Annotated in this window: 19 protein-coding genes; 3 read left to right on the forward strand and 16 right to left on the reverse strand. The window is 68.6% G+C overall.

The genetic code is table 11. The features are described from left to right. Positions 1–227: 227 nt before the first annotated feature. The 13 genes from RB628_RS34410 to RB628_RS34470 form a co-directional block, all read right to left on the reverse strand. The gene (locus tag RB628_RS34410; protein ID WP_318324555.1) at positions 228–971 is read right to left on the reverse strand and encodes a 3-deoxy-manno-octulosonate cytidylyltransferase; all 744 of its coding nucleotides are present in this window, start codon (positions 969–971) and stop codon (positions 228–230) included. A 52-nt stretch (positions 972–1,023) separates the two neighbouring features. After that, positions 1,024–2,145, reverse strand: a complete 1,122-nt coding sequence (locus RB628_RS34415; RefSeq protein ID WP_318324556.1) for an adenosylhomocysteinase — start codon at positions 2,143–2,145, stop codon at positions 1,024–1,026. Positions 2,146–2,172: 27 nt separating this feature from the next. Next, positions 2,173–3,168, reverse strand: a complete 996-nt coding sequence (locus RB628_RS34420) for an NAD-dependent epimerase/dehydratase family protein (RefSeq protein ID WP_318324557.1) — start codon at positions 3,166–3,168, stop codon at positions 2,173–2,175. A gap of 28 nt (positions 3,169–3,196) precedes the next feature. Continuing rightward, positions 3,197–4,060 carry a phosphotransferase gene (locus RB628_RS34425; protein ID WP_318324558.1) on the reverse strand — a complete coding sequence of 288 codons (864 nt, stop codon included), beginning with the start codon at positions 4,058–4,060 and terminating at the stop codon, positions 3,197–3,199. Next, positions 4,030–4,686, reverse strand: coding sequence for a histidine phosphatase family protein (locus RB628_RS34430; protein WP_318324559.1), 657 nt, complete (start codon positions 4,684–4,686; stop codon positions 4,030–4,032). The genes RB628_RS34425 and RB628_RS34430 overlap by 31 nt, the downstream gene beginning before the upstream one ends. Beyond that, complete coding sequence (locus tag RB628_RS34435) at positions 4,683–5,441, reverse strand: phosphotransferase (RefSeq protein ID WP_318324573.1); 759 nt, start codon at positions 5,439–5,441, stop codon at positions 4,683–4,685. Before RB628_RS34435 ends, RB628_RS34430 begins: the two co-directional genes overlap by 4 nt. 2 nt (positions 5,442–5,443) lie before the next feature. Then, on the reverse strand, positions 5,444–6,289 hold the full coding sequence (locus RB628_RS34440) for a class I SAM-dependent methyltransferase (RefSeq protein WP_318324560.1): 846 nt from the start codon (positions 6,287–6,289) through the stop codon (positions 5,444–5,446). 31 nt (positions 6,290–6,320) lie between these two features. Continuing rightward, positions 6,321–6,833 carry a topology modulation protein gene (locus tag RB628_RS34445; protein ID WP_318324561.1) on the reverse strand — a complete coding sequence of 171 codons (513 nt, stop codon included), beginning with the start codon at positions 6,831–6,833 and terminating at the stop codon, positions 6,321–6,323. Between the two features lie 96 nt (positions 6,834–6,929). Further along, positions 6,930–7,994 carry a hypothetical protein gene (locus RB628_RS34450; RefSeq protein ID WP_318324562.1) on the reverse strand — a complete coding sequence of 355 codons (1,065 nt, stop codon included), beginning with the start codon at positions 7,992–7,994 and terminating at the stop codon, positions 6,930–6,932. Further along, positions 7,979–9,697: a carbamoyltransferase gene (locus tag RB628_RS34455; protein ID WP_318324563.1), complete on the reverse strand. Its 1,719-nt coding sequence runs from the start codon at positions 9,695–9,697 to the stop codon at positions 7,979–7,981. The genes RB628_RS34450 and RB628_RS34455 overlap by 16 nt, the downstream gene beginning before the upstream one ends. 8 nt (positions 9,698–9,705) lie before the next feature. Then, entirely contained in the window at positions 9,706–10,665 is a 960-nt protein-coding gene (locus RB628_RS34460; RefSeq protein WP_318324564.1) for a thymidylate synthase, read from the reverse strand. After that, positions 10,662–12,293, reverse strand: a complete 1,632-nt coding sequence (locus RB628_RS34465) for a hypothetical protein (RefSeq protein ID WP_318324565.1) — start codon at positions 12,291–12,293, stop codon at positions 10,662–10,664. The genes RB628_RS34460 and RB628_RS34465 overlap by 4 nt, the downstream gene beginning before the upstream one ends. Next, positions 12,290–13,549: an HAD-IA family hydrolase gene (locus RB628_RS34470; protein ID WP_318324566.1), complete on the reverse strand. Its 1,260-nt coding sequence runs from the start codon at positions 13,547–13,549 to the stop codon at positions 12,290–12,292. The genes RB628_RS34465 and RB628_RS34470 overlap by 4 nt, the downstream gene beginning before the upstream one ends. A 334-nt stretch (positions 13,550–13,883) precedes the next feature. Between RB628_RS34470 and RB628_RS34475 the strand changes: the two genes are divergently transcribed. After that, a complete protein-coding gene (locus RB628_RS34475; protein WP_318324567.1) occupies positions 13,884–15,272 on the forward strand; it encodes a Tat pathway signal protein in 1,389 nt (462 codons plus the stop codon). Positions 15,273–15,347: 75 nt separating this feature from the next. Next, a complete protein-coding gene (locus tag RB628_RS34480; RefSeq protein ID WP_318324568.1) occupies positions 15,348–15,833 on the forward strand; it encodes a TrmO family methyltransferase in 486 nt (161 codons plus the stop codon). A 45-nt stretch (positions 15,834–15,878) separates the two neighbouring features. Here RB628_RS34480 and RB628_RS34485 read toward each other — a convergent pair whose 3' ends face one another. Continuing rightward, the gene (locus RB628_RS34485) at positions 15,879–16,523 is read right to left on the reverse strand and encodes a uracil-DNA glycosylase (RefSeq protein WP_318324569.1); all 645 of its coding nucleotides are present in this window, start codon (positions 16,521–16,523) and stop codon (positions 15,879–15,881) included. A gap of 251 nt (positions 16,524–16,774) precedes the next feature. Between RB628_RS34485 and RB628_RS34490 the strand changes: the two genes are divergently transcribed. Beyond that, entirely contained in the window at positions 16,775–17,308 is a 534-nt protein-coding gene (locus RB628_RS34490; protein ID WP_318324570.1) for a hypothetical protein, read from the forward strand. Here the strand turns inward: RB628_RS34490 and RB628_RS34495 are convergent. Together RB628_RS34495 and RB628_RS34500 are read right to left on the reverse strand one after the other, a co-directional pair. Then, entirely contained in the window at positions 17,305–17,493 is a 189-nt protein-coding gene (locus tag RB628_RS34495; RefSeq protein WP_318324571.1) for a hypothetical protein, read from the reverse strand. The genes RB628_RS34490 and RB628_RS34495 overlap by 4 nt on opposite strands. Positions 17,494–17,504: 11 nt before the next feature. Beyond that, positions 17,505–19,260 (reverse strand): tetratricopeptide repeat protein (locus RB628_RS34500; protein ID WP_318324572.1); only part of this gene is annotated, 1,756 nt, incomplete at its 5' end.

Consider the following 19,260-nt stretch of genomic DNA (forward strand, 5'->3'; position numbering starts at 1 on the left):
TCGCGAACTCGGTCACGCACACGAAAGCCGCGTGCGTGGTGTGCGTACGGTGGGCCGGAGAGCGGCTCCGCTCAGAATCGAACCGTGGCTGAAGCTGGATGAGTGCTGATCGCTCTGGCGCCTCGGCCAGGGGTTTCCGAAGCGCGCCGCGAACCCTGTCCTGCGGTGGGCCGGTTCAACTGTCAACCACGACGGTCGGCTGGCTTGTCACCAGCAGATACAGGGGCTCAGGAATGGAATCGCAGCATCGCGCACGCCCTTTCGAGGTCCTCCGGCGTGTCCACTGCGATGCCCTCGTCCTCGACGGGAAGCATCCGTACACCGTGCCCGTGCTCGACGAGCCGGAGCATCTCGACGCCTTCGGCGCGCTCAACCGGTCCCTGTTCGAGGCGCCGGAACAGGTCGAGTCCGCTGCGCGTGAAGCCGTAAAGGCCGAGCTGTCGCAGGTAGTTCGGACGATGGCCCCGCGGATACGGGATCGGCTGCCGGGAGAACATGAGGGCGTTGCCGTTCTCGCCGACCACGACCTTGACGACGTTGTGGTCGATGACCGATGCCGCGTCGTCCAGCTTCGCGTACGCGTTGACCGCCAGGGTCTCGGCGCTGAGGTGGACCAGTGCCTCCGACACCGCGTCGATCGCGGCGGGGGCGATGAACGGTTCGTCGCCCTGGACGTTGATGTACGCGTCGGCCTGGACGTGCTGGGCGCACTCGGCGACGCGATCCGTCCCGGTGGGGTGGTCGCCGGTCATCACACAGGGGATGCTGAGCTGCCGGCAGGCGGCTTCGATGCGCTCGTCGTCGGTGGCGACCACGGCGTCGTCGATCCGCTTCGCCTCCTGACAGCGCTGGTGGACGTGCCACAGCAGCGGCATGTCGCCGAGCAGAGCCAGGGGCTTTCCGGGGAATCGTGAGGCGCCCCAGCGGCAGGGGATCACCGCTATATGGCGACGCGCTGCGGCGGCTGCCACGGCGTTCTCCTGTCGGTCAGGTGGTCGGGGACTGTAGGACGGGGGTACGTGATCACTTGGCGAAGTGGTCGAGCCAGACCTTCGCGATGGCCCGGCGGTCGGATGAGGGCATTTCATGCAGGCCCGGTTCGTAGTCGCCGCGGCTGAGTGCTGCGGTGGCCGCGAGGATCTCGGCCTGCACGAGGTGGATGTACGTACCGACGGACGCGCCGTGGACGAAGTTGACCGCGCCACCGTCGGCGAGAACGAAGAAGTGATGGCCTGTCACGTCGTACCGCGTCAGGTGTTCCCCGGCTGGTGTCCGCCGGTAGTGCCCGTCGAGCGAGTCCAGCTCGAGTTCGTCCTCGGAGGATGTCACCGAGGCCACATAGGCGCCGTTGCGCAGCGCCTCGAAATGCCCCTGCCGCAGCGCCAGGTTGCCGGTGGCGCACAGCACGAGGTCGGCGTCGCGGAGGGCCTCGGTGCGGGAAGTGGCCGTGCGGAACCCCTGGGAGTGTGCCTGCACCCGCTTGACGGGGTCGCTGTCGTAGACGGTGACGCGTACGTCGTTGGCGCGCAGGGTCTGGGCGATGGCGCGGCCGACCTTGCCGAAGCCGATCACGCAGGCACCCCGGCTGACCAGGATGTCGCCGCGAGTGCGGACCAGGGACTCGGTGGAGAAGACGATGGACCGTCCCACCAGGTGGTCTTCGCAGTCCTTCAGAGGGGAACGCGCCACCGAGAAGACGGGGCAGGGCAGTTGGCCGAGTGACGCGTACCGCTGGTGTCCGTTCTCGGTGTCCTCGACGACGCCGACGATCCGGCCGGAGAACTTCTCGACCAGAGTGCCGAGGCTGGGTGCGAAGTAGCCCCCGATGTCGAGCAGTACGACGTCACGACCGGGAACGGTGACCTCCAGGTACTCCAGGGCGCTGGTGGGGTCCCTGAACAGGTCGCGGCTCAGGGGGTGCACGGCGTACTCGCGGCGTACCTCCGTAAGGGTCCGCTGGGAGATGGATCTGGGCTTGGGCAGCACGGCCGCGACCGTGGTGGTCCGGGCCATCGCGTGGAGGAACGCCGGGCGCTCGGGGAGCAGGTGGGTGATGATCAGCGAGCTGAGCTGTCCGTCGGCGGGGAACTGCGCGGTGATCCGGCGGAAGAAGGCATCCCGCCTGATCTTTTCGGGGCTCTCCACGGCAACTCCTGTCAGGTCGCGAGATGTTCAGGCCACGGCGCGGTACGCGGGCTGGGTCAGGGCCTGCATCTGGGCGCGCATGCCGTTGTGAAGGTCGACCGTGGGCTGCCAGCCGAGTACGTCGTGGGCACGGCCGGAGTTGGCCCGGGTGGTCAGGACGTCACCGTTGCGTGCGTGCTCCACCTGGATCTGGATGTCGCGGCCGACGAGGCTCTTGGCGATGTTGATCACTTCGAGCAGGGATGCGTTGGCGCCACCGCCGACGTTGACGATGCCCGTGTCGGTCGGCGCGAAGGCAGCCGCGATGGTGGCTGCGACCGCGTCGTCGATGTAGGTGAAGTCCCGGCGCTGATGGCCGTCGCCGTACAGGCGGAGCGGCTGTCCGGTGATGGCGGCCAGGAGAGCGCGGTGGGTGAACATGTCGGGGCGCTGGCGCGGCCCGTAGACAGTGAAGTACCGCAGAGCGACGACGTCCGTGGGGCAGTCGGCGCGGGCTGCGTGCGCCAGGCAGAGCTGCTCCTCGGCGAGCTTGGTGACCGCGTACGGGGAGGCCGGCCGAGGATGGTCGCTCTCGACACTGGGACCGCCGCTGGTGGGTCCGTAGACGCTGGAGGAGGAGGCCACGACCACACGGGGGACGCGCATGCGGGTGGCGGCGTCCATCACTCGCTGGGTGGCGAGGATGTTGGAGGCCACGTAGTCGCCGAAGTGCGGGCCCCACGAAGCTCGTACGCCGGGGATGCCCGCCAGGTGGAAGATCACGTCCGCGTCAAAGAGGAGCGGATCGATCGCGCAGGTCAGCAGGTCGGCGGTGATGTGCATGTATCCCGGGTGGCCGTGCGACGCGGCGGGGTTGGCCGCTGCCGTCTGGTCTGCGGCGGGGTCGCGACGGTCGACGCCGATCACGGTGGTTCCTGCCTGGAGCAGGGTGTGGGCGAGGTGAGAGCCGATGAATCCGGCGGCCCCGGTCACCACCGCGCGCCGGGGCGTCGGTGTGGTCGAGGCGGAGGTGCTTTCTGACACGTAACTCTCCAGAAGTTGGTGGGGTCGGTCAGCTCAGTCGTGCCAGTACGGTGCGGCCGTGGGCGCTGAGGGCGAGGTCGTCCTGCTCGTGTCCCCGGACCAGGGCGGTGGCGGCTTCGATGGCGCCGAAGGACTCCAGAAGGTGCTGCTCGGCGTCGCTCAGCTCCCTCCCGTACGCGGCGAAGAAGGCGCTGCGGAGATGAGGGGCGGCCTGCCAGCGGCGGAACTCGAGCCGGGCGAAGTCCCGGACGCGGGCGTCGCGTCGCATGTGCTCGAAGTCGCAGATCCAGAAGCCGTCTCCGATGAGCCAGTTCCTGGGCTGGTAGTCGAGGTGGCACACGGCGCTCTCCAGTTGGACGTGGGACAGGAGGTCCGCGACCTGTAGCAGGCTCCTCCTTTCGTCTGTCGACAGGAGGTCCGCGCGGTCGGCCCGGTCGACCCAGCCCCGGAGCCGACCGGCCAGTTCGACGCCAATGCCGCCGGCCTTTGGACCTGCCGTGGCCCGGTGGAGGGCACCCAGGACGAGGCCGGCGTTGTGGTGAGCCTGTTCCTCCTCGGCCGAGCCCGGCGGCAGGACGTCGCCGCTCTGCCCATGTATCGCCGTGAGCAGCAGAGTGCGTGTGGAGTCCTGTCGGCCGACCAGCTCAGGGGCGTGGCCTTGAAGGTGACGTCCCCACGTCAGGTAGGCGTGCGCCTCGTGGGCATACCGGTTCCGGTTGGCGTGCTGCTTGGCGAAGTAGGCGTTCCCCCGGGCATCGACAAGGTGCAGCAGGTGAGGTGGTAGGGCCGGGTCCGCGACGATGTGGACGGCTCCGACCGTCTGCCGCGCGAGTTCCATGCGCGGGTCGTCGTACGCCGTGATCACGACGCCGCCTCCGTCGCTGGCGCGCATATGTGGGCGGTGTCGTTGTGCCGGTCCAGCATCCAGCGCCGCTGGTCGAGCCGGTTGAGGTGGTGCTGCCAACGGGTGATGGAGCCATGGGACACGGTGAAGCCCGCCGGCGAACCCAGCGGGATCGCGAGAAGCAGGGTGTGCGCGACGATCACGGTCTCGCCGTGTGCGGCGAACAGGACGCGATCGCCCTCGTGCCGGTCGATGAGACCGTGGAGGAAGTCTCCGGCCCGCTGGAGGTAGCCGTTCCAGGTGTCGGAACCGTCCGCCCAGGGCCGGTCGGGGTGGGCGTGCGGCCCGCCGTCGGCGGCGGTCTTCACCTCGGTCCAGGATTTGCCGTCGGCCACGCCGTGGATGGGGCCGCCGAGACCGGGCGCGGTGCGCATCGGCAGGCCGAGGGCCTGGCTGAGGATCTCGCCGGTCTGCCGAAGCCGGAGACGAGGGCCGGTGTAGAGGGCGGTGAAGGGTCTGTCGCGATGCTCGTCAGCCAGCCGGGCGGCTGCCTGTTCAACCTGGTGGTACCCGAGGTCGGTGAGCCCGGTGCAGGTGACTGGGCCGCCGACGACGCCGTTGGCGTTGCAGTGGGCTTCGCCATGGCGGACGAAGACAAGTTCCGTGGTGATCATGCGAGACCCTGGAGTCGGGGGCGCGGAACCGGCCAGCCGAAGCGGTAACCGTTGCGCCCGGCGTACGGGGCAGTCAGAACGCAGTGCAGGGCGAGGAAGTCGTCGAGGCGCTCGCGATCCGTCGTACCGAGCCGGGAGTCGTGGCGGCCGGCGGCCTTGTTGTACGTGCTCAGGGCCTCCTCGATGACCAGCGGACTGATCGGGCCATACGTCATGATCAGTGTCGCGATCAGCTTGGCCAGGTCGTACCCGAACGGGGCGAGAGTGAGGTCGTCGGTGTCGAGGGTGAAGAGCGTGCCGTCCTCGGTGAACAGGAAGTTCCGCGGGTTGCTGTCCTTGTAGAAGGCGGTGGGCCCCTCGGCGGTCTTCCCCAGCAGCGTCAGCATCGCGTGCAGAGCGACCCTGTCCGGCAGATACCCCTGCTCCAGCCGCCTGCGTAGTGCCACTTCGCGTACCGCGAGGTAGTCGCCGAACAGAACGCCGTCGGGGAATGTGTGCGGCTCGTCCAATGGGACGGGGCGCAGGTCACTGACCCAGGCGGTGCCGTGGGCGTCGCCCAGCTGCCCCGCCAGCCGCAGCAGGTCGCCGCGTTCTGCGTGGCGGCCTTCGATCCGCTCGAAAGCCAGGCTGTTCGGGCCGATGACCGTCAGGGTCGGCTGGCGGAGCGGCTGCGCGTGGGCGGCCAACCAGGCGTGGTGACGCGCGGCAGCGGCAGCCTGTTCCGGGGTCACGTAGTTCTTGATGAAGCGGATCATCTTCACGTCCGGCCTCCTCGCGGTCGGGCCACGACGTACGTGATGACCGAGCTGGTGGCGATCGGTACGTCCGGGAGGAGTTCGTGGAGCGTGGCGGCCAGCGCACCCGGCTTGCCGTACAGGCCGGGTGCGAGGTCGTACTTCGGGTTCGTGGCGACGTACTCGGCCGCGTGATCGTGTCCGTCGAAGGTGAAGCGGTGCTCCTCGTGCTCGGTCGTGATCACGTTCAGGGAGGGCTTCGCCAGGTCGGCGAGGTTGCCGCCGTGCGCGGAGACGTAGAGGCTCTCGTGGTGCTCGGCGCGCGGGTCGAGGCCGGCGGCGGCCACCAGGGCGTCCATCTCGCGGTAGCTGTCGAGCGCCTTGGTGACGAGGATGGCCACGCCGTCGGGGGCCAGGACACGGGCGATCTCCGCAATGGCCTGCTCAGGGTGCGTCGAGTGGTAGAGGCAGAAGGCGGCGACGGCCAGGTCGCAGGAACCGTCCGGCATCGGCATTCGGTGGAAGTCCCCCGGCAGGAAGCCCACTTGGACACCGGGAACGCGGCCCACCCGCTTGCGGGCATCGGCCACCAGCGCGGGCGCCGCGTCGAGGCCGACGAGGCGTTCCGGATGAAGTTGCTCGGCCAGGACCCGGCTGCTGGTGCCGCGACCGCAACCGATGTCCGCCACGAGGCGGAGACGCTCCGAGCCCTGCGCGCGGTGGGCCCGGGCCAGCTGGACGATGGTGTCGGGTACCGGCCGGCCGGCGGTTCTGGCCCGGATCAACGCGTTGGACCGTCTGGCCAGCCGGGAGGCGTGCCCGTACAGGTCTTCCTGCCGCCCGGGATCGAGGAAAGGGTTGAGGTTCATGCGCCGCACCCCTCTCGGAGGCGCGGGCGGCTCAGCTCTGCTGGGCGGCGGCCTTCCGCAACCAGCGCCGCGTCTGCCGTCGGCTGGTCAGCAGCACCACGTCGGCATGCCCGGTCGCGAACTGGTCGATCTTGGCCATGACACGGGGACGCATCTTGCGCCGGTACGTCGCCACGTACTTGATCACGCCCCAGTGGATGCGGTTGTGCACCCCGTTGCCCTTGTGTCCGGCGCCGTGCCGGAGCTGCCGGGAGAAGACCCCCCACAGTGCGGCGAGGGTGGAGACGTCCATCAGGACGACGGTGTCGCAGGCTTGAAGCCGGATCTGGAGCGTGGAGTTGTAGTTGCCGTCGATCACCCACTTCTCCCGCGCGACCAGGTCGCGTTGCACCGCGGCGAACTTCTCCATGGGCAGTTCGTTCCACTCGTCGTCGTAGAACGCGGCGTCCAGGTGCGTCACCGGGGCGTCCAGGACGTCCCCCAGTGCACGGGCCACATGCGACTTGCCGCTGCCTCCGCAGCCGACGATGGCGACCTTCTTCATGGTGCTCCACACTAGGCGTGCTCAGGTGTCCGGTCAGACCGACCGCCGGAACACTTACGGATGGTCCGGGCTCGGCGGCCTGCAGCAGGAACTTCATCAGGCCGCACCTCGCTGCTCTTCGGCAGATCCCGTGACCGTGGCGAGAACGGTCTCCAGCGCGTCCACCTGACGGCTGAGCCGGAAGAGTTCCAGACGGCCGAGACAGGCGGCGATCAGTTCGGCGTGCCGGTGGCTGCCGACGATCTTCTGGAGCTCGGTGATCCGCCGGATCACCTGTCCCCCGGACTGCACCACCAGTTCCTCGGGAACGAACCGCTCAACGTGCTGAATACCGGCGGGAGCGAGTGGAAGGCACCCGGCGAGAACGGCTTCGAAGATCCGCTGCGTCATCTGACCGACTGCGGCGTATCGCTCGGGCAGTAGCAGGACGGTGGCCAGGGCTCCGCTGTAGAGGCGGTCCACCTCTTCGAAGGGGATCCGGCCGAGGAAGGTGATGTGTGGCCAGCGGCTGGTGTCCGTCCACTTTCCACCGACCTGGTGGTCAAAGCATGCGGCGGCCGGGGAGAAGTAGCGGTCGAACTGTGCGTCGCGGTCGTACCGGTTGCCGACGTAGGCCAGCGCTGTCGCCCGCGGCCTCTCGGCGAGTGCGATCGGGTCTGCCTGGTCCAGCAGCCGGTCGTCGACCGGGAAGAGCAGACGGTGGGCACCGGGCCTGGGAGTGAGGGCTGCCTCGCACACCGCGACACCCGGGGTGCGGCGAAGGATGTTGTCTTCGCTCAGTTGGCGGTCCTTGTCCCAGATCACGGTGGGGGTACTGCGGAGCACGGTGTAGCGCTTGACGAGTTCGGCCTGGCGGTGGAGATCGCAGGTGTGCCCCTCGGCGCCGCAGGGCGTGTTGTTGCGTCCGTCGATGGACCAGCGCCATTCGAGGAACAGCACGTCGATGTCGGGGATGCCGCCGTCGAAGGTGTACGTACCATCGAGGTCGTCTCCTGCTTCAAGGAGGTCCCGGTCGGCTTGGAGGAAGACGATCTCGTGGCCGCGCGCGAGGAGAGCGTCGACCAGAGGGCGGCGGTGACTGCGGCCTCCGTCGGGTGTGTCCGTGATGCCGTTGCCGAGGAAGCCCCAGAAGCTGTATCCGATCTTCACTTGGTGATCCACCGGCCTTCCAGCAGCAGGGCGTCGAGCCCGGAGTTCGCGAGGCAGTCGAGGGCCATGTCCGGGGTGCCGCAGATGGGCTTGCCCTTGACGTTGAGCGAGGTGTTGATCAGCACGGGGACGCCGGTACGGCGAGCGAATGCCCGCAGCACGTCGTGCACGAAGGGGTTCTGGGCCGGGCTGACGGTCTGGAGGCGGGAGGTGCCGTTGGCGTGGACGACGGCGGGGATGTGCTCGCGGGCCTTGTCCGTCACTCCGGAGGCCATGGACATGTACGGCGCGTCCTGGCCGAGGCTGAAGAACTCCCGTGCTCGGTCGGCGAGGACCATGGGGGCGAACGGGCGGAACGGCTCGCGGAACTTCACGCTCGCGTTCAGACGCTCGACGATGCCGGGCTCCAGAGGAGAGGCCAGGATCGACCTGTTTCCCAGCGCGCGGGGGCCGGCCTCCACACGTCCCTGGAACAGCCCGACGATCATGCCGTGGGCGAGCTGGTCGGCAAGGAACTCCGCGACTTCGACGTCCAGGGTCTTCTGCTGGAGTCCCGGCCACGGGGTGAGGTCCAGGTTCGGCTCCGGGTAGGACGGTCCGAGGTAGCAGGCCCGGGCGATCCCGCGCAACGGACGGCCGTTCCTGCTGTCGGTGTGCACGGCGACCGCGGCACCGAGCGCGGTGCCTGCGTCGCCCGGAGCGGGCGGCACGAAGACCTCGTCGAAGATGCCCGCCTCGATGATCCGCCCGATGCTGACGCAGTTCGTGGCCACACCGCCGCCCAGGCACAACCGCCGCGAGCCGGTGAGCAGACGGGCGCGCCGCGCCAGGTGGAGCATCACCTGTTCGGTGCGCTCCTGCAGCGCTGCGGCCAGGTCCTGGTGGACCTCCTGGAGCGGCTCGTCCGGGCGCCAGAGCGGGCAGGTCTCCACGACGAAGCGGCGGGAGGTCCGCGGGTAGCCGGAGGTGAGGACGCGAGGCGGGAAGTAGGCCGGGTCCAGGGCGAAGCCGGTGGCGGTGGTGCGGACCGCGCGGGCGAAGAGCTGCCGGAAGCGAGTGGCGTCGCCGAGGGCGGCGAGCGCCATCACGGTGCCTTCTTCGTCTCCCCGGCGCCAGCCCAGGTGCTCGGTGACCGCCCCGTACACGTAGCCCAGTGAGGCCGGATCGTAAATGGCCTCCAGGGTGCGGGTGGTGGGACGGCCGGCATGGTGGCCATGGGAGATCGTCGTGGTCTGCCGCTCGCCGAGACTGTCGACGACCAGCACGGCGGACTCGTCCCACCCCGAGGCCGCGAAGGCGGCCAGCTGATGGGCGCGGTGATGCAGTACGGGCGAGACCTGCGCGCCGGGGAACTGTCGGCCGAGGGACTGGACCCGGCGCCGGGTGCGCAGCGCGACCTTGGTGAATCCGGCGGCCCGTGGCAGAGCCCGGTCACGGGTTGTCCCCGAGAGCGCGAGACGCAGGGCCGCGGGGGCCTCGGCGAGGTATCGGACGGGCTGGAAGTTGTACGCGACGGCGTCGACGTCGCCGGGCGTGAGGCCGGCCTCGCCCAGCAGCCACTCGACGGCGTGGCGGGGGTACTCGTGGGTGTGCTTCTTCTGGGAGAGGCGTTCCTCCTCGACGAAGCCGACCAGTTCACCGTCCACCAGGAGCGCGGCGGCGGAGTCATGCGTGTAGGAGCAGAGACCGAGAATGACGGCGGGCACGTGGTCCATCGCAGTCGTCACCTCGTTCCCGCGGCAGCCTGTGCGGCCGAGGTTCCGGTGCGGCAGGTCAGTTCGCCGTACCAGGCGGTCAGGGCCTCACCGAGCGGTCCTTCGATGGCGTCGGCGACGCGCCACGCCTCCTCGCGCATCCCGTCCTTCCACAGCCGGTAGCTGCACATCGCCTCGGCCATGGAGTCCCAGCCCGGATGCCCAGTCTCAGCACGTGCCTCGACTCGGCCGAGTAGTTCGTCGAAGCCCTCCCACGGCGTGGTGAGTTCGGGCATGAGCGGGCTCGCGACGACGTCGGTCAGCCCGTCGGCCCTGTCGAGGTCACGCTCGTAGATGTGCAGCGAGCTGACGTGATGGTGGTACTCGCCCAGCTCCGCGTCGAGCCAGCCGGCGACCAGCTCGTGCAGCGTGGTGAAGAAGAACAGGTCGTACGGCAGGCCGATCCACACGTCCTGGCCGCGCATGGTGGTGGACATGTGCAGGCGGCCGGCACGCAGGTGGAAGCGGAAGCCGAGCGTGCAGGGGACGTCCTTGTGCCCGGCGGTGTCGCGGGCCGGGTCGTACAACTGGATCAGGGCGCGGCGGGAGTCGGGGTCGTCCTTGAGGATCTCGACCACGCGGTGGAGCTGGTCCACCTTCCCGGCCCAGTTCCGCATCCGCGGCCCGTAGGCACCCTGCAGGATCCCGTTGTCGGCGTACTGCCGCAGCTGCTCGTTGTATCCGTAGATCCACGGGGCGTCGGTCCCGGAGAGATGCCAGACGGTCTCGGCCACCGCGAAGGCGGGATTCAGGATTCGGGCGGGCGGCGCGTACAGCAGACGGGCCCTGGGCTCGGTCAGCGTCATGTTGACGTCGAAGACCTCGCGGGTGGCCATTCCGCGCGGGCTGACCTTGTCCCCGCTCTTGGCCAACATCACTGCACCGATGAAGAGTTCGGCAACGCTGTCGCCTGTGAACGTGTTCGTCATCGACTGTCGGTCCCTTGCGCTGAGTGGTGGGGAGCGGTGCTGCCGGACAGCGCCTGGGTGACGATGTCCGCGACGGCATCGGCGCTGCGGCCGTCCCAGTGGCAGATCGACTCCCTGGCCGCCGTCGGTACGCGTACGGTCTGCGGAGACTCGTCGATACACGTCAGGAACCTGGCGATATCCCGGCTGGACTCGCAACGCCAAGCGGCCCCGTGGTCGGCGAGTCCCAACGTGCGCGTGGCAGGAAGCGCCAGTTCCAGTACGGGCACTTCGAGGAGCAGAGCCTCGATCCCGCACGTCGATGACGCGCTGATCAGGGCATCCCCGCCAGCCAGGCATCCGCGGGCTCCGACCTCCGAGCCGATCAAGGCGACCGGGACACCGTTCAGCACGTCGAGCAGAGGCGACAGCGTCTCGGCGTTCTGGGCGGGGTGTGGCGCCACCACAAGGCCCCAGCCGCCCTTCGCGTTCCGTAGTCCCTCGGCCAGAACCTCGGTCTGGCCAAGAAGCCGCTGCTCGTTGAACGGCTGGCACGCCCACACGACGATCCTTGTCGGCGCTGAACCCGTCTGCTCCTTCAACATCCTCTGCAGGTAGGCCCGCTGGCCGAGGCGGTCGACCTGGGTGAGCCCGTCGAACCGCGGCTGGCCGACGACGTACGTACGAGCGTCAGCGCGTCGAGTCCGCGCCTGGGCCGCGCGCACATCACGCGCCCCCATGACCGCGACATGGCGGCAGCGCTGGGCGTGCGAGGAGGTCTGCCCCTCGATCCACGCGCCGTGCTGGACGTAGACGGTGTCCGCGGCAGCACGTTCGGCGGCGCGAACGGCGAGGACGCCGAGCGGGCTGGAGTCGTTGCTGCACAACAGGACCCGACTGTGGGATTCGAGGAGAACGGCATCGAGCCACTGCTCGACGTACAGCGTTGCCGACCAAGACGGTTGGGTGCAGCCGGCGCTGCGCACAAGCACTCGGGCGGCGAGCCACGCCAGTCGGCCGATGCCGATCTCGTGCTGTCCTACTCGTACCGTGCGCTCGTTTTCGGGCCGGAAAGCGCTCTGGGCAGGTACGTCTCTGTGTCGGCCAAGGGCTTCTTCTGGCAGGCGGAGCACGGTGATTCCCGGTTCCGACGTATCCGGGAAACGTTGATCCACTTCGGAGGCCATGTCCACGACGGTGCTCCCCACCCCTTGGCAGGCGAGGTCGGAGAGAACCGGAAGCAAAGTCTCCGCATGGCGGGATGACCAGGAGACGCCGCACACGGGTGCGGTGGTGACCTTCAAGCGAGGCTGGACCGGCACAGCGAACTCGCCACCTTCCGGAGTGAGTTGGCCGGGCTCGCCGTGCCCGAGGAGAAAGGAAAGACCTGCCTCGGACACTTCGTACGCGACGTAGCCGAGAGACGTACTGCCGCCGGCCACCACCAGATCCTCGGCTGCGCCGAATACCGTGGTGGTCGGCACCTCGTCCAGTTCCAGGAGCTGCCTCACCAGGCGGGTGACCAGGCGGCGAATCGGTACGTGGTGGACCGACAGCCAGCTCACGCCGCCGGCCGTCACGAGCGCATCACCGTACTCTGCTTCCAGCGCGGTCATCAGCGCCTCGACGCCTTGGCCAGAGTCGGTCACAGCAGGCTCCCCTCGATGAGGGGCACGCTCTTCTTGCTCACGTCGAGCAGTCGAAGGAGGTCCACCGGCGACTGTGCGATCTGGGGCTCCGGAGTGCCGGGGGCGCCATAACCCCAGGCGGCGTGTACGTAGGAGACACCGGCTCGGCGAGCGGCCTCACGGTCTACTTCCATGTCGCCCACGTAGGTTGCGGACGCCGGATCGGCCGCGAGGTCAACGAGGGCGAGCAGCAGCGGGTCCGGGGCCGGCTTGCCCCTCCCCGGACCGCCGGGTGCGCGGACCGTGGCGAAGGGACAGCCGAGTTGGGCGAGGAGCGGAGCGGCTCTGTCCAAAGGCTTGGACGTCACGACGCCGAGGCGCCAGTCGGCGGCAGCGAAGGCATGGAGCACCTCTTCCACGCCTTCGAACGGTCGGGCCAGAGGGGAGGCGGCCTGCGAGGCCGCCGTGTACGTCTGGTGGATCCGATCGGCGTCGGCCAGTTCGAGCCGCTCCATGATGTCGTTGAACGGACGGCCCAGATGCTGCTCGTACATCTCGAACGGCAGGTCGATGCCGTGACTCTGCTGGACCGCACGCCACGCCTCCTGCATGACGGGGCGCGTATCGACCAGGACACCGTCCAGGTCGAGGAGCAGGACGTGTTGCGTCACGACGTCTTCCATCTTCTTCCTCGAAGGTAAGGGCGCGACGACGGGCGCGTGTTGAGCAGGCATGGCGAACGCCTCCATGGCGAGCGAGTAGGGCTGAAAGGGGTGTGCGGTGGGGGTCGGGCCGCAGGGGACGGACTCTCGGCGTTTCACGACCGCGAGAACCCGCTTGCCGCTGCCGTCTTCGTTGGGGCAAGCCGTCCATGCGTCGGCCTCGGCAGTGACGAGCAGCAGACCGCGTCCGTCCAGCGAGTCCGGCCCACTGGTGCGAGGGATCGGCGGCAAGGGGGAGTTGTCCTCCACCTCGATGCCCACGGTTCCGCTCTGGGCGGTGAGGGTCAGCGTGATGTGCTCGGCCACCATCTGGCCGTTCGCGTCCGCGGGGCGCTCGGTGCCGCCTGGCATACCGCCGTGGCGCTCGGCGTTCGTGGTGAGTTCGCTGACGATCAGGACCGTGCGGTCCATTAGCTCTTCAAGTCCCCAGGCCGACAGCGTTTCCCGCGTGAAGGTCCGTGCCGCCCCGGGCGCCCTGTCGTCCGAGACCATGGTGAGGCTCACCCGGTACTCGGGGGACTCGATGACGGACTCCAGGCTCCAGATGGGCATCATCTCGGCCTCCTCACAACGTCCGCCGGAGTCCGTCAAGGACTCGCCGGCAGGTCTCGGTGGAGGCGTCAAAGCTGCGGAGGTGCGCGTCGACCGCCGTTCTCGGACCTCCTTCTCTGGCCTGGGCAGGCTCGGAGACATGGCCCTGCCCGCCCGGCGGCATCCGGTCTCCAGAGCCGTACGTCTGGATTGCGTTCACCGAATTCCTCCCGGGGGAAAGCCAGCTGGTGGTTTGGTTGACCTTGAGCGAACCGTGAATCACGGTGGGTTGGTATCCCCCACCGGTCGGCGATGCCGTCAAACCCGTCAAAGATCATCTTGTGGACAGGGGCGCACGATGAGGCGCGAGCGGAACGAGAAGCTGGCCGCTGCGATCGCGGAAACCGGCTGGTCGCAGCCGAAGGTCGCCGCTGCCCTCGTACGGGTTGCGGCCGAGATCGGCGCCGACGAGCTGCTCGGCACCAGCCGCTCGCACATCGCGATGTGGATCGCGGGAACGGAACCCTCCGGGCGGGCGCCCCTTATCTTGAGCGAGACGTTGTCCCGTCGGCTCCAACGCCCCATCACTCCCGCCGAGATCGGCCTCACCCCGCCGAAATCGGGTGCGGCCATGGCATCCGAATGGCACGTCGATACGGTGAGTGCGTTGGTGGATCTGGGGAGAAGCAACGTGGACCTGGAACGACGCCGAGTGCTGGCCGGGACGGCATACTCGGTGACCGGACTCGCCCTGCCTGGACAGACGTGGTGGGACGAGGCCCCCGAGCGTGCCCGATCGCGTCCCGCTTCGACGAGCCGGAGAATCGGGGCTGCCGAGATCAACGCGGTGAAGGAGATGACCGAGTTCTTCTCGAAGCGCGACCAGCGCCAAGGCGGAGTGGACGGCCGGACGGCTCTCTACCAGTACATCTACGACGACGTCGCGACGTACGTCGGCGGTGTCTTCGCCAGTGACGAGACGCGCTGCCGCCTCTTCGCCGCCGCTGCCGAGCTGGTGTACGTCGCCGGCTGGATGAGCTTCGACGCGTCGCACCACGAGGCCGCCCGGCGGTACTTCACCCTGGCGGTGAAGCTGGCGGCCGAGGCCGAGGACGCACCGCTGGCCGGCCACGTCCTGCGAGCCATGGCCCACCAGGCGACAGATCTCGGCCACCCCAAGGAAGCCGTGGACATCGCGACGGCCTCGGTCGAGCACAAGCGGTACACCCTGGCGACTCCCCGCGAACGAGCCTTGCTAGGCGTCGTGCGGGCGCGGAGCCTGGCCACGGCCGGACAGCGCCACGAAGCGCGTACAGCCCTCCTCCGGGCTGAGGACGACCTCGCAGCGGCAAAGCCCGGGGATGACGAACCCGCCCGCGTCTGGTTCTTCTCCGAGGCCAGCCTGGCGCACGAGACAGCTCGTACGCTCTGGGCTCTCGGCGATCTCCAGGGGGCCCAGGACGAGTTCTGGCGCAGCGTCCACACGAGGGAGACCGGTGCCTTCGGTCGTACTCACGTCGTGACCTTGGGGTATCTGGGCGCCGCGCAGGCGAGTCAGGGCAACGTCGAGGCGGCGTGCAGCACTTGGGCCCAAGCCCTGAACGCCATGAACGGCGTCCATTCTGGCCGAGCCCGCGAGGCGGTGATCAACATGCGCCGGGTTCTCTCCCCGTACCGCAACCGCGGGATCAGCGCGGCAGCGGAGATCGACGAACGAGCCAAGGCCGTGCTCAGGCGAGTAGCCTGACCGCGCCATGACGATGGGGGCGCGCGGTGCGGACACGTACTGGGCATCCCATCTGGAGGAAAAGAAGGGGCAGTTGTGACCGCACAGTCCATCGAGGTGCCGATCGTCGCCACGGTTGTCGGGGGCCATCTGAAGGTCGGCGACGACTTCCAGGGCGGCGTGGAATCCATCATCCGGCTGCGCCCGGACTACCCCCTCGACACGTTGCAGGGGATCGAGGAGTTCTCGCATCTCCAGGTCACCTGGTACTTCTCCGAGGGCTCACCCAGCGACGTCGCGCTGCACGCCCGCAGCCCTCGCAACAACCCGGAGTGGCCGGCGACCGGAACATTCGTCCACCGCAACCACCGGCGCCCCGCCCGCATCGCAACGTCGTTCCCACGCCTGCTCAGCGTGGACGGACGCGACCTCCACGTGACGGACCTCGACGCCGTCGACGGCACACCGGTCATCGACTTCGTGGCCGTGTTCAAGGAGATGCTCCCTCTCGGTCCTGTCACACAGCCCTCGTGGCCGACCGAGATGCTCCAGAACTACTGGAGGGATGCGCGCGAGCGGTGAGCGAAAGATGATCCACGGCCTGGCCCGCGCCAGCACGGCCGAGCTCTACAGTTGCCCGCCCACCCCACGGAGCACGTCACCGACGGTCTGGCAGGAGTCGACTCTGTGCTGTGCGCGGCGGGCGCGTTCATCCGGGTCTCGCGCGAAGGTAGCCTGCCGTCCCGGGTGGTAGGTGCTGACCACCTTCAGACTCCGTTCACGGACAACTCCGGGGTGCGTCTTGAGCAGGCGGCGCCACGCGTCCTGGGCTTCGGCGCCCTGGAGAAGCACGACCTCGGCCTTCGGCATCAACCCCAGCAGCCGCTTCAGGACCTCGACGCCAGCCTGAAGCTCGGCCGCCTTCGGCGAGCGGTTGATGTACCAGGGGTAGGCGTTCCAGGGAGTGACGTCTCGCGGCGCGATCCCCGCCCCCTCGAAGAGCTGGACCTGAAGCTCCGCTGTCGGATCGTCGTTCTCCACGCACAGAAATCCGGAGCCGACACCCTCCTGAGTCTTGGGGCCCGGGTCCCGCAGGATCGACAGGGCGCGCGCCTCCACTCCCCCGTGCCAGGGGGCGACGTGCGGCATCCAGCCACGCCCGTCCTGGTCGCGCAAGGCGTCGACCATCTCATTGATCGGACGTACGTGAGGGGCATAGCGCCCCTGCTCCTGCTCTATCCGGAACGCCTCGTCCCGCATCCGTCTCGCCATATCTCCTCCAACACCGGCTCACACCATCGCGGGGACCCTACCGGGAACGTCTGACACCGCAGACTGCTCGATCGACTCTGCCCACAGATGCCGGAGGACGAGTAGCGAAGGACGCGACAGAGGCTGCGGGCAGCTTCTGCTGTCGATGGGAAGTCCTGAGTGAGCATCACAGAGAGCTACACGCCACCTGGCCGTAGCTATGACGAGAACTGGGCCGAGGACTGTCAGATGCGCCTGGCACGATGCCTGGCATGAGCCCGACACCAGAGCTGACGCAGAGGACCCTGACCGCACGCGGCTTCCGCGGCTTCGTGCCGTTCCGTGAACTGCCCGACAGCAACGTCCCCACCGGGCACGGAATCTACGTGGTAATCCGCACGGACACCTCGCCCCCGTCGTTCCTCCCCACCAGCCCTGCCGGACACCTCAAAGGCCGCGACCCATCCGTGACCGCCGACAAGCTCGACGATGCCTGGGTGGACGGGGCAACGGTCGTGTACATCGGCAAGGCCGCGGGCCGGGACGGACTGAACCAGCGGCTTGCCGACTACCGCCGCCACGGCACTGGTCTGCTGGCCGGCCATTGGGGCGGTCGCTACATCTGGCAGCTGATCGACTCGGACACACTGCTCGTCGCCTGGCGGCCGATGACCGAGGACGACGCGGGTGAGGCTGAGCAGGACCTGATCGACGAGTTCAAAGAACTCCACGGAGGAGCTCTGCCCTTCGCCAACCTCAGGAACAACGCCCGAAGGGCTCCAGGGATGGACACCAACATCGACTAAGCCGTGGGACCCGCGCTGGGCCAGAGGAACAAGTAGGCGGCGAGGCCGACGATGTCACCGGCTTCGTCCTCGACCAGGAGCGCGGATGCCAGAGGCGGGGAGCCGAAGAGGGCCTCCTCCACCTGAGCCTGGCGTTCCTCGAACGGCTGGATCTCCGTCGAGCTTGGTGGCGTCGTTGGCCACATCAGCGACGGCGTCAACCGGCAGCTCGGGTCAGCAACGCTTCTATGCGGGAGCGGATGGACGTGGCCCGGGGGTCGGTATAGGGGGTCAGGTGGGTCAGGGCCTCGATCCAGTGACCACGGGCAGTCTCCGGGTCCTCCGGGTGAACGGCTGCGGCCAGGTGGTCGAGTTCCAGGGCGAGTTGCCAGGTGTCCCCCAGGTCGCGGTGAACGGCCGCGGCCTGGCGGTGGAAGGTGGTGGCCTCGCCGTGGCGGTCCATCGCGGCATACGTCTGGCCCGTGCCGCGCCAGGCCAGGGCTTCGCGGCTGCGGTCGCCGAGACGCCGGTAGAGCATGGCGGAGCGCTGGTAGGAGGTCAGGGCGTCGCCGTACTGGGCGACGGTGCGCTGGATGTCGCCGAGGGTGAGGAGCCAGAAGCCTTCCCGGGTGTGGTCGCGGAGGGCGAGCGCGATATCGAGCGCCTCGTCGATGGATCGCCGGGCGGCATCCGTGTCGCCCTCTTCGAGTCGCAGGGCGGCTGCGATCCGAAGGATGTTGCCTTCACCGCCACGATTGGCCAGGGCCCGGTGCGCGGCAAGCGCCTCGTCGATGACCGAGGCGGCCTCCGGCAGGCGGCCGGCGCTCAGGCGAGTGCTGGCGATGTTGGACAGTGCGATGGCGGTTCGTTGAGCATTTCCCAGGTCTCGGAAGACGGACATGGCCTGCCCGAAATGCGCGTCCGCCAAGTCGAGTTCGCGCTGTCGTAGATGGATCAGGCCCATGGAGTTGAAGGCCTGGGCCTCGTCGAACCGGCTCTGCGAGCTGCGAGCCAACGTGACGGCTCGCTCCAGAGCGCCCAGGCCCTCGGAGAAATTGTTCAGAGCCCTGTGCGCGATACCCGTGTTGATGAGCAGCCGTGTCTGCGCTCTCTGGTCCTCGCGTCTTGTCGCTGCCTCCAGTCCGATTCGGCTCAGTTCCAGCCAGTCCCGCTCCGACGAGGAGGCGGGACGTGCGAACCACAGGATGGTGGCCAACTGCCAAGCCGTCTCGTCCATTCCGTTCCGGGCGGCGTCGCGCACGACGGGGAGGAAGTTGCCCTGTTCCCGTTCGGACCAGTCAGCGGCGGCGTTGTAGTCGGTGAAGACGAGGGGCGTGACTTCCGGCAGGGGTCCAGGCAGTGGCAGGTGGTCCTCTGACGGGGAGAGCCACGTCTGGGCGGCGTCGGCGGTGTGCAGGTACCAGCTCAGGACGCGTCGTCGCGCAGCTTGCCTTTGGTCGGACGACTCCTCTGCCTGCGCAAGGTCGGTGGCGTACGCGCGTAGGAGGTCGTGGAACTGGAACCGGTCCGGAGCGGTCTGCTCCAAAAGGTGGGCCCCGACCAGATCGTCGAGTAGCTGGCGTGTTCGGCTGGGTGTGACTTCGCCGAGGGCGGCGGCAGCGAGGAGGCTGAACGCCGCTCCAGGGTGCAGGCCAAGGAGGCGGAAGAGGCGAGCCGAGTGCGTGGACAGAGCGCGGTAGGACCAGGTGAAGACCGAACGGATGGCTTCGGCCTCGTCATCGATGCCGGTGCTGAGGGCGTCCCAGAGGGCGGACTCGTCACGCAGATCGCTGATGAGATCGTCGAGTCGCATGTGCGGGTGGCTGGCGGCCCGTTCGGCGGCGATCCGCAGGGCAAGCGGCAGACGGGCACACAGGTGCGCCAGTTCTGCGAGTTTGTCGGCGTCGTCCTCGGGTCGATAGCCCTTCGTGACCGCGCGCAGCAGAGCGACTGCCTCCGGCTCCGGAAGCGTG

This window comes from Streptomyces sp. ADMS (assembly GCF_033441795.1).
Taxonomy (GTDB): Bacteria; Actinomycetota; Actinomycetes; order Streptomycetales; family Streptomycetaceae; genus Streptomyces.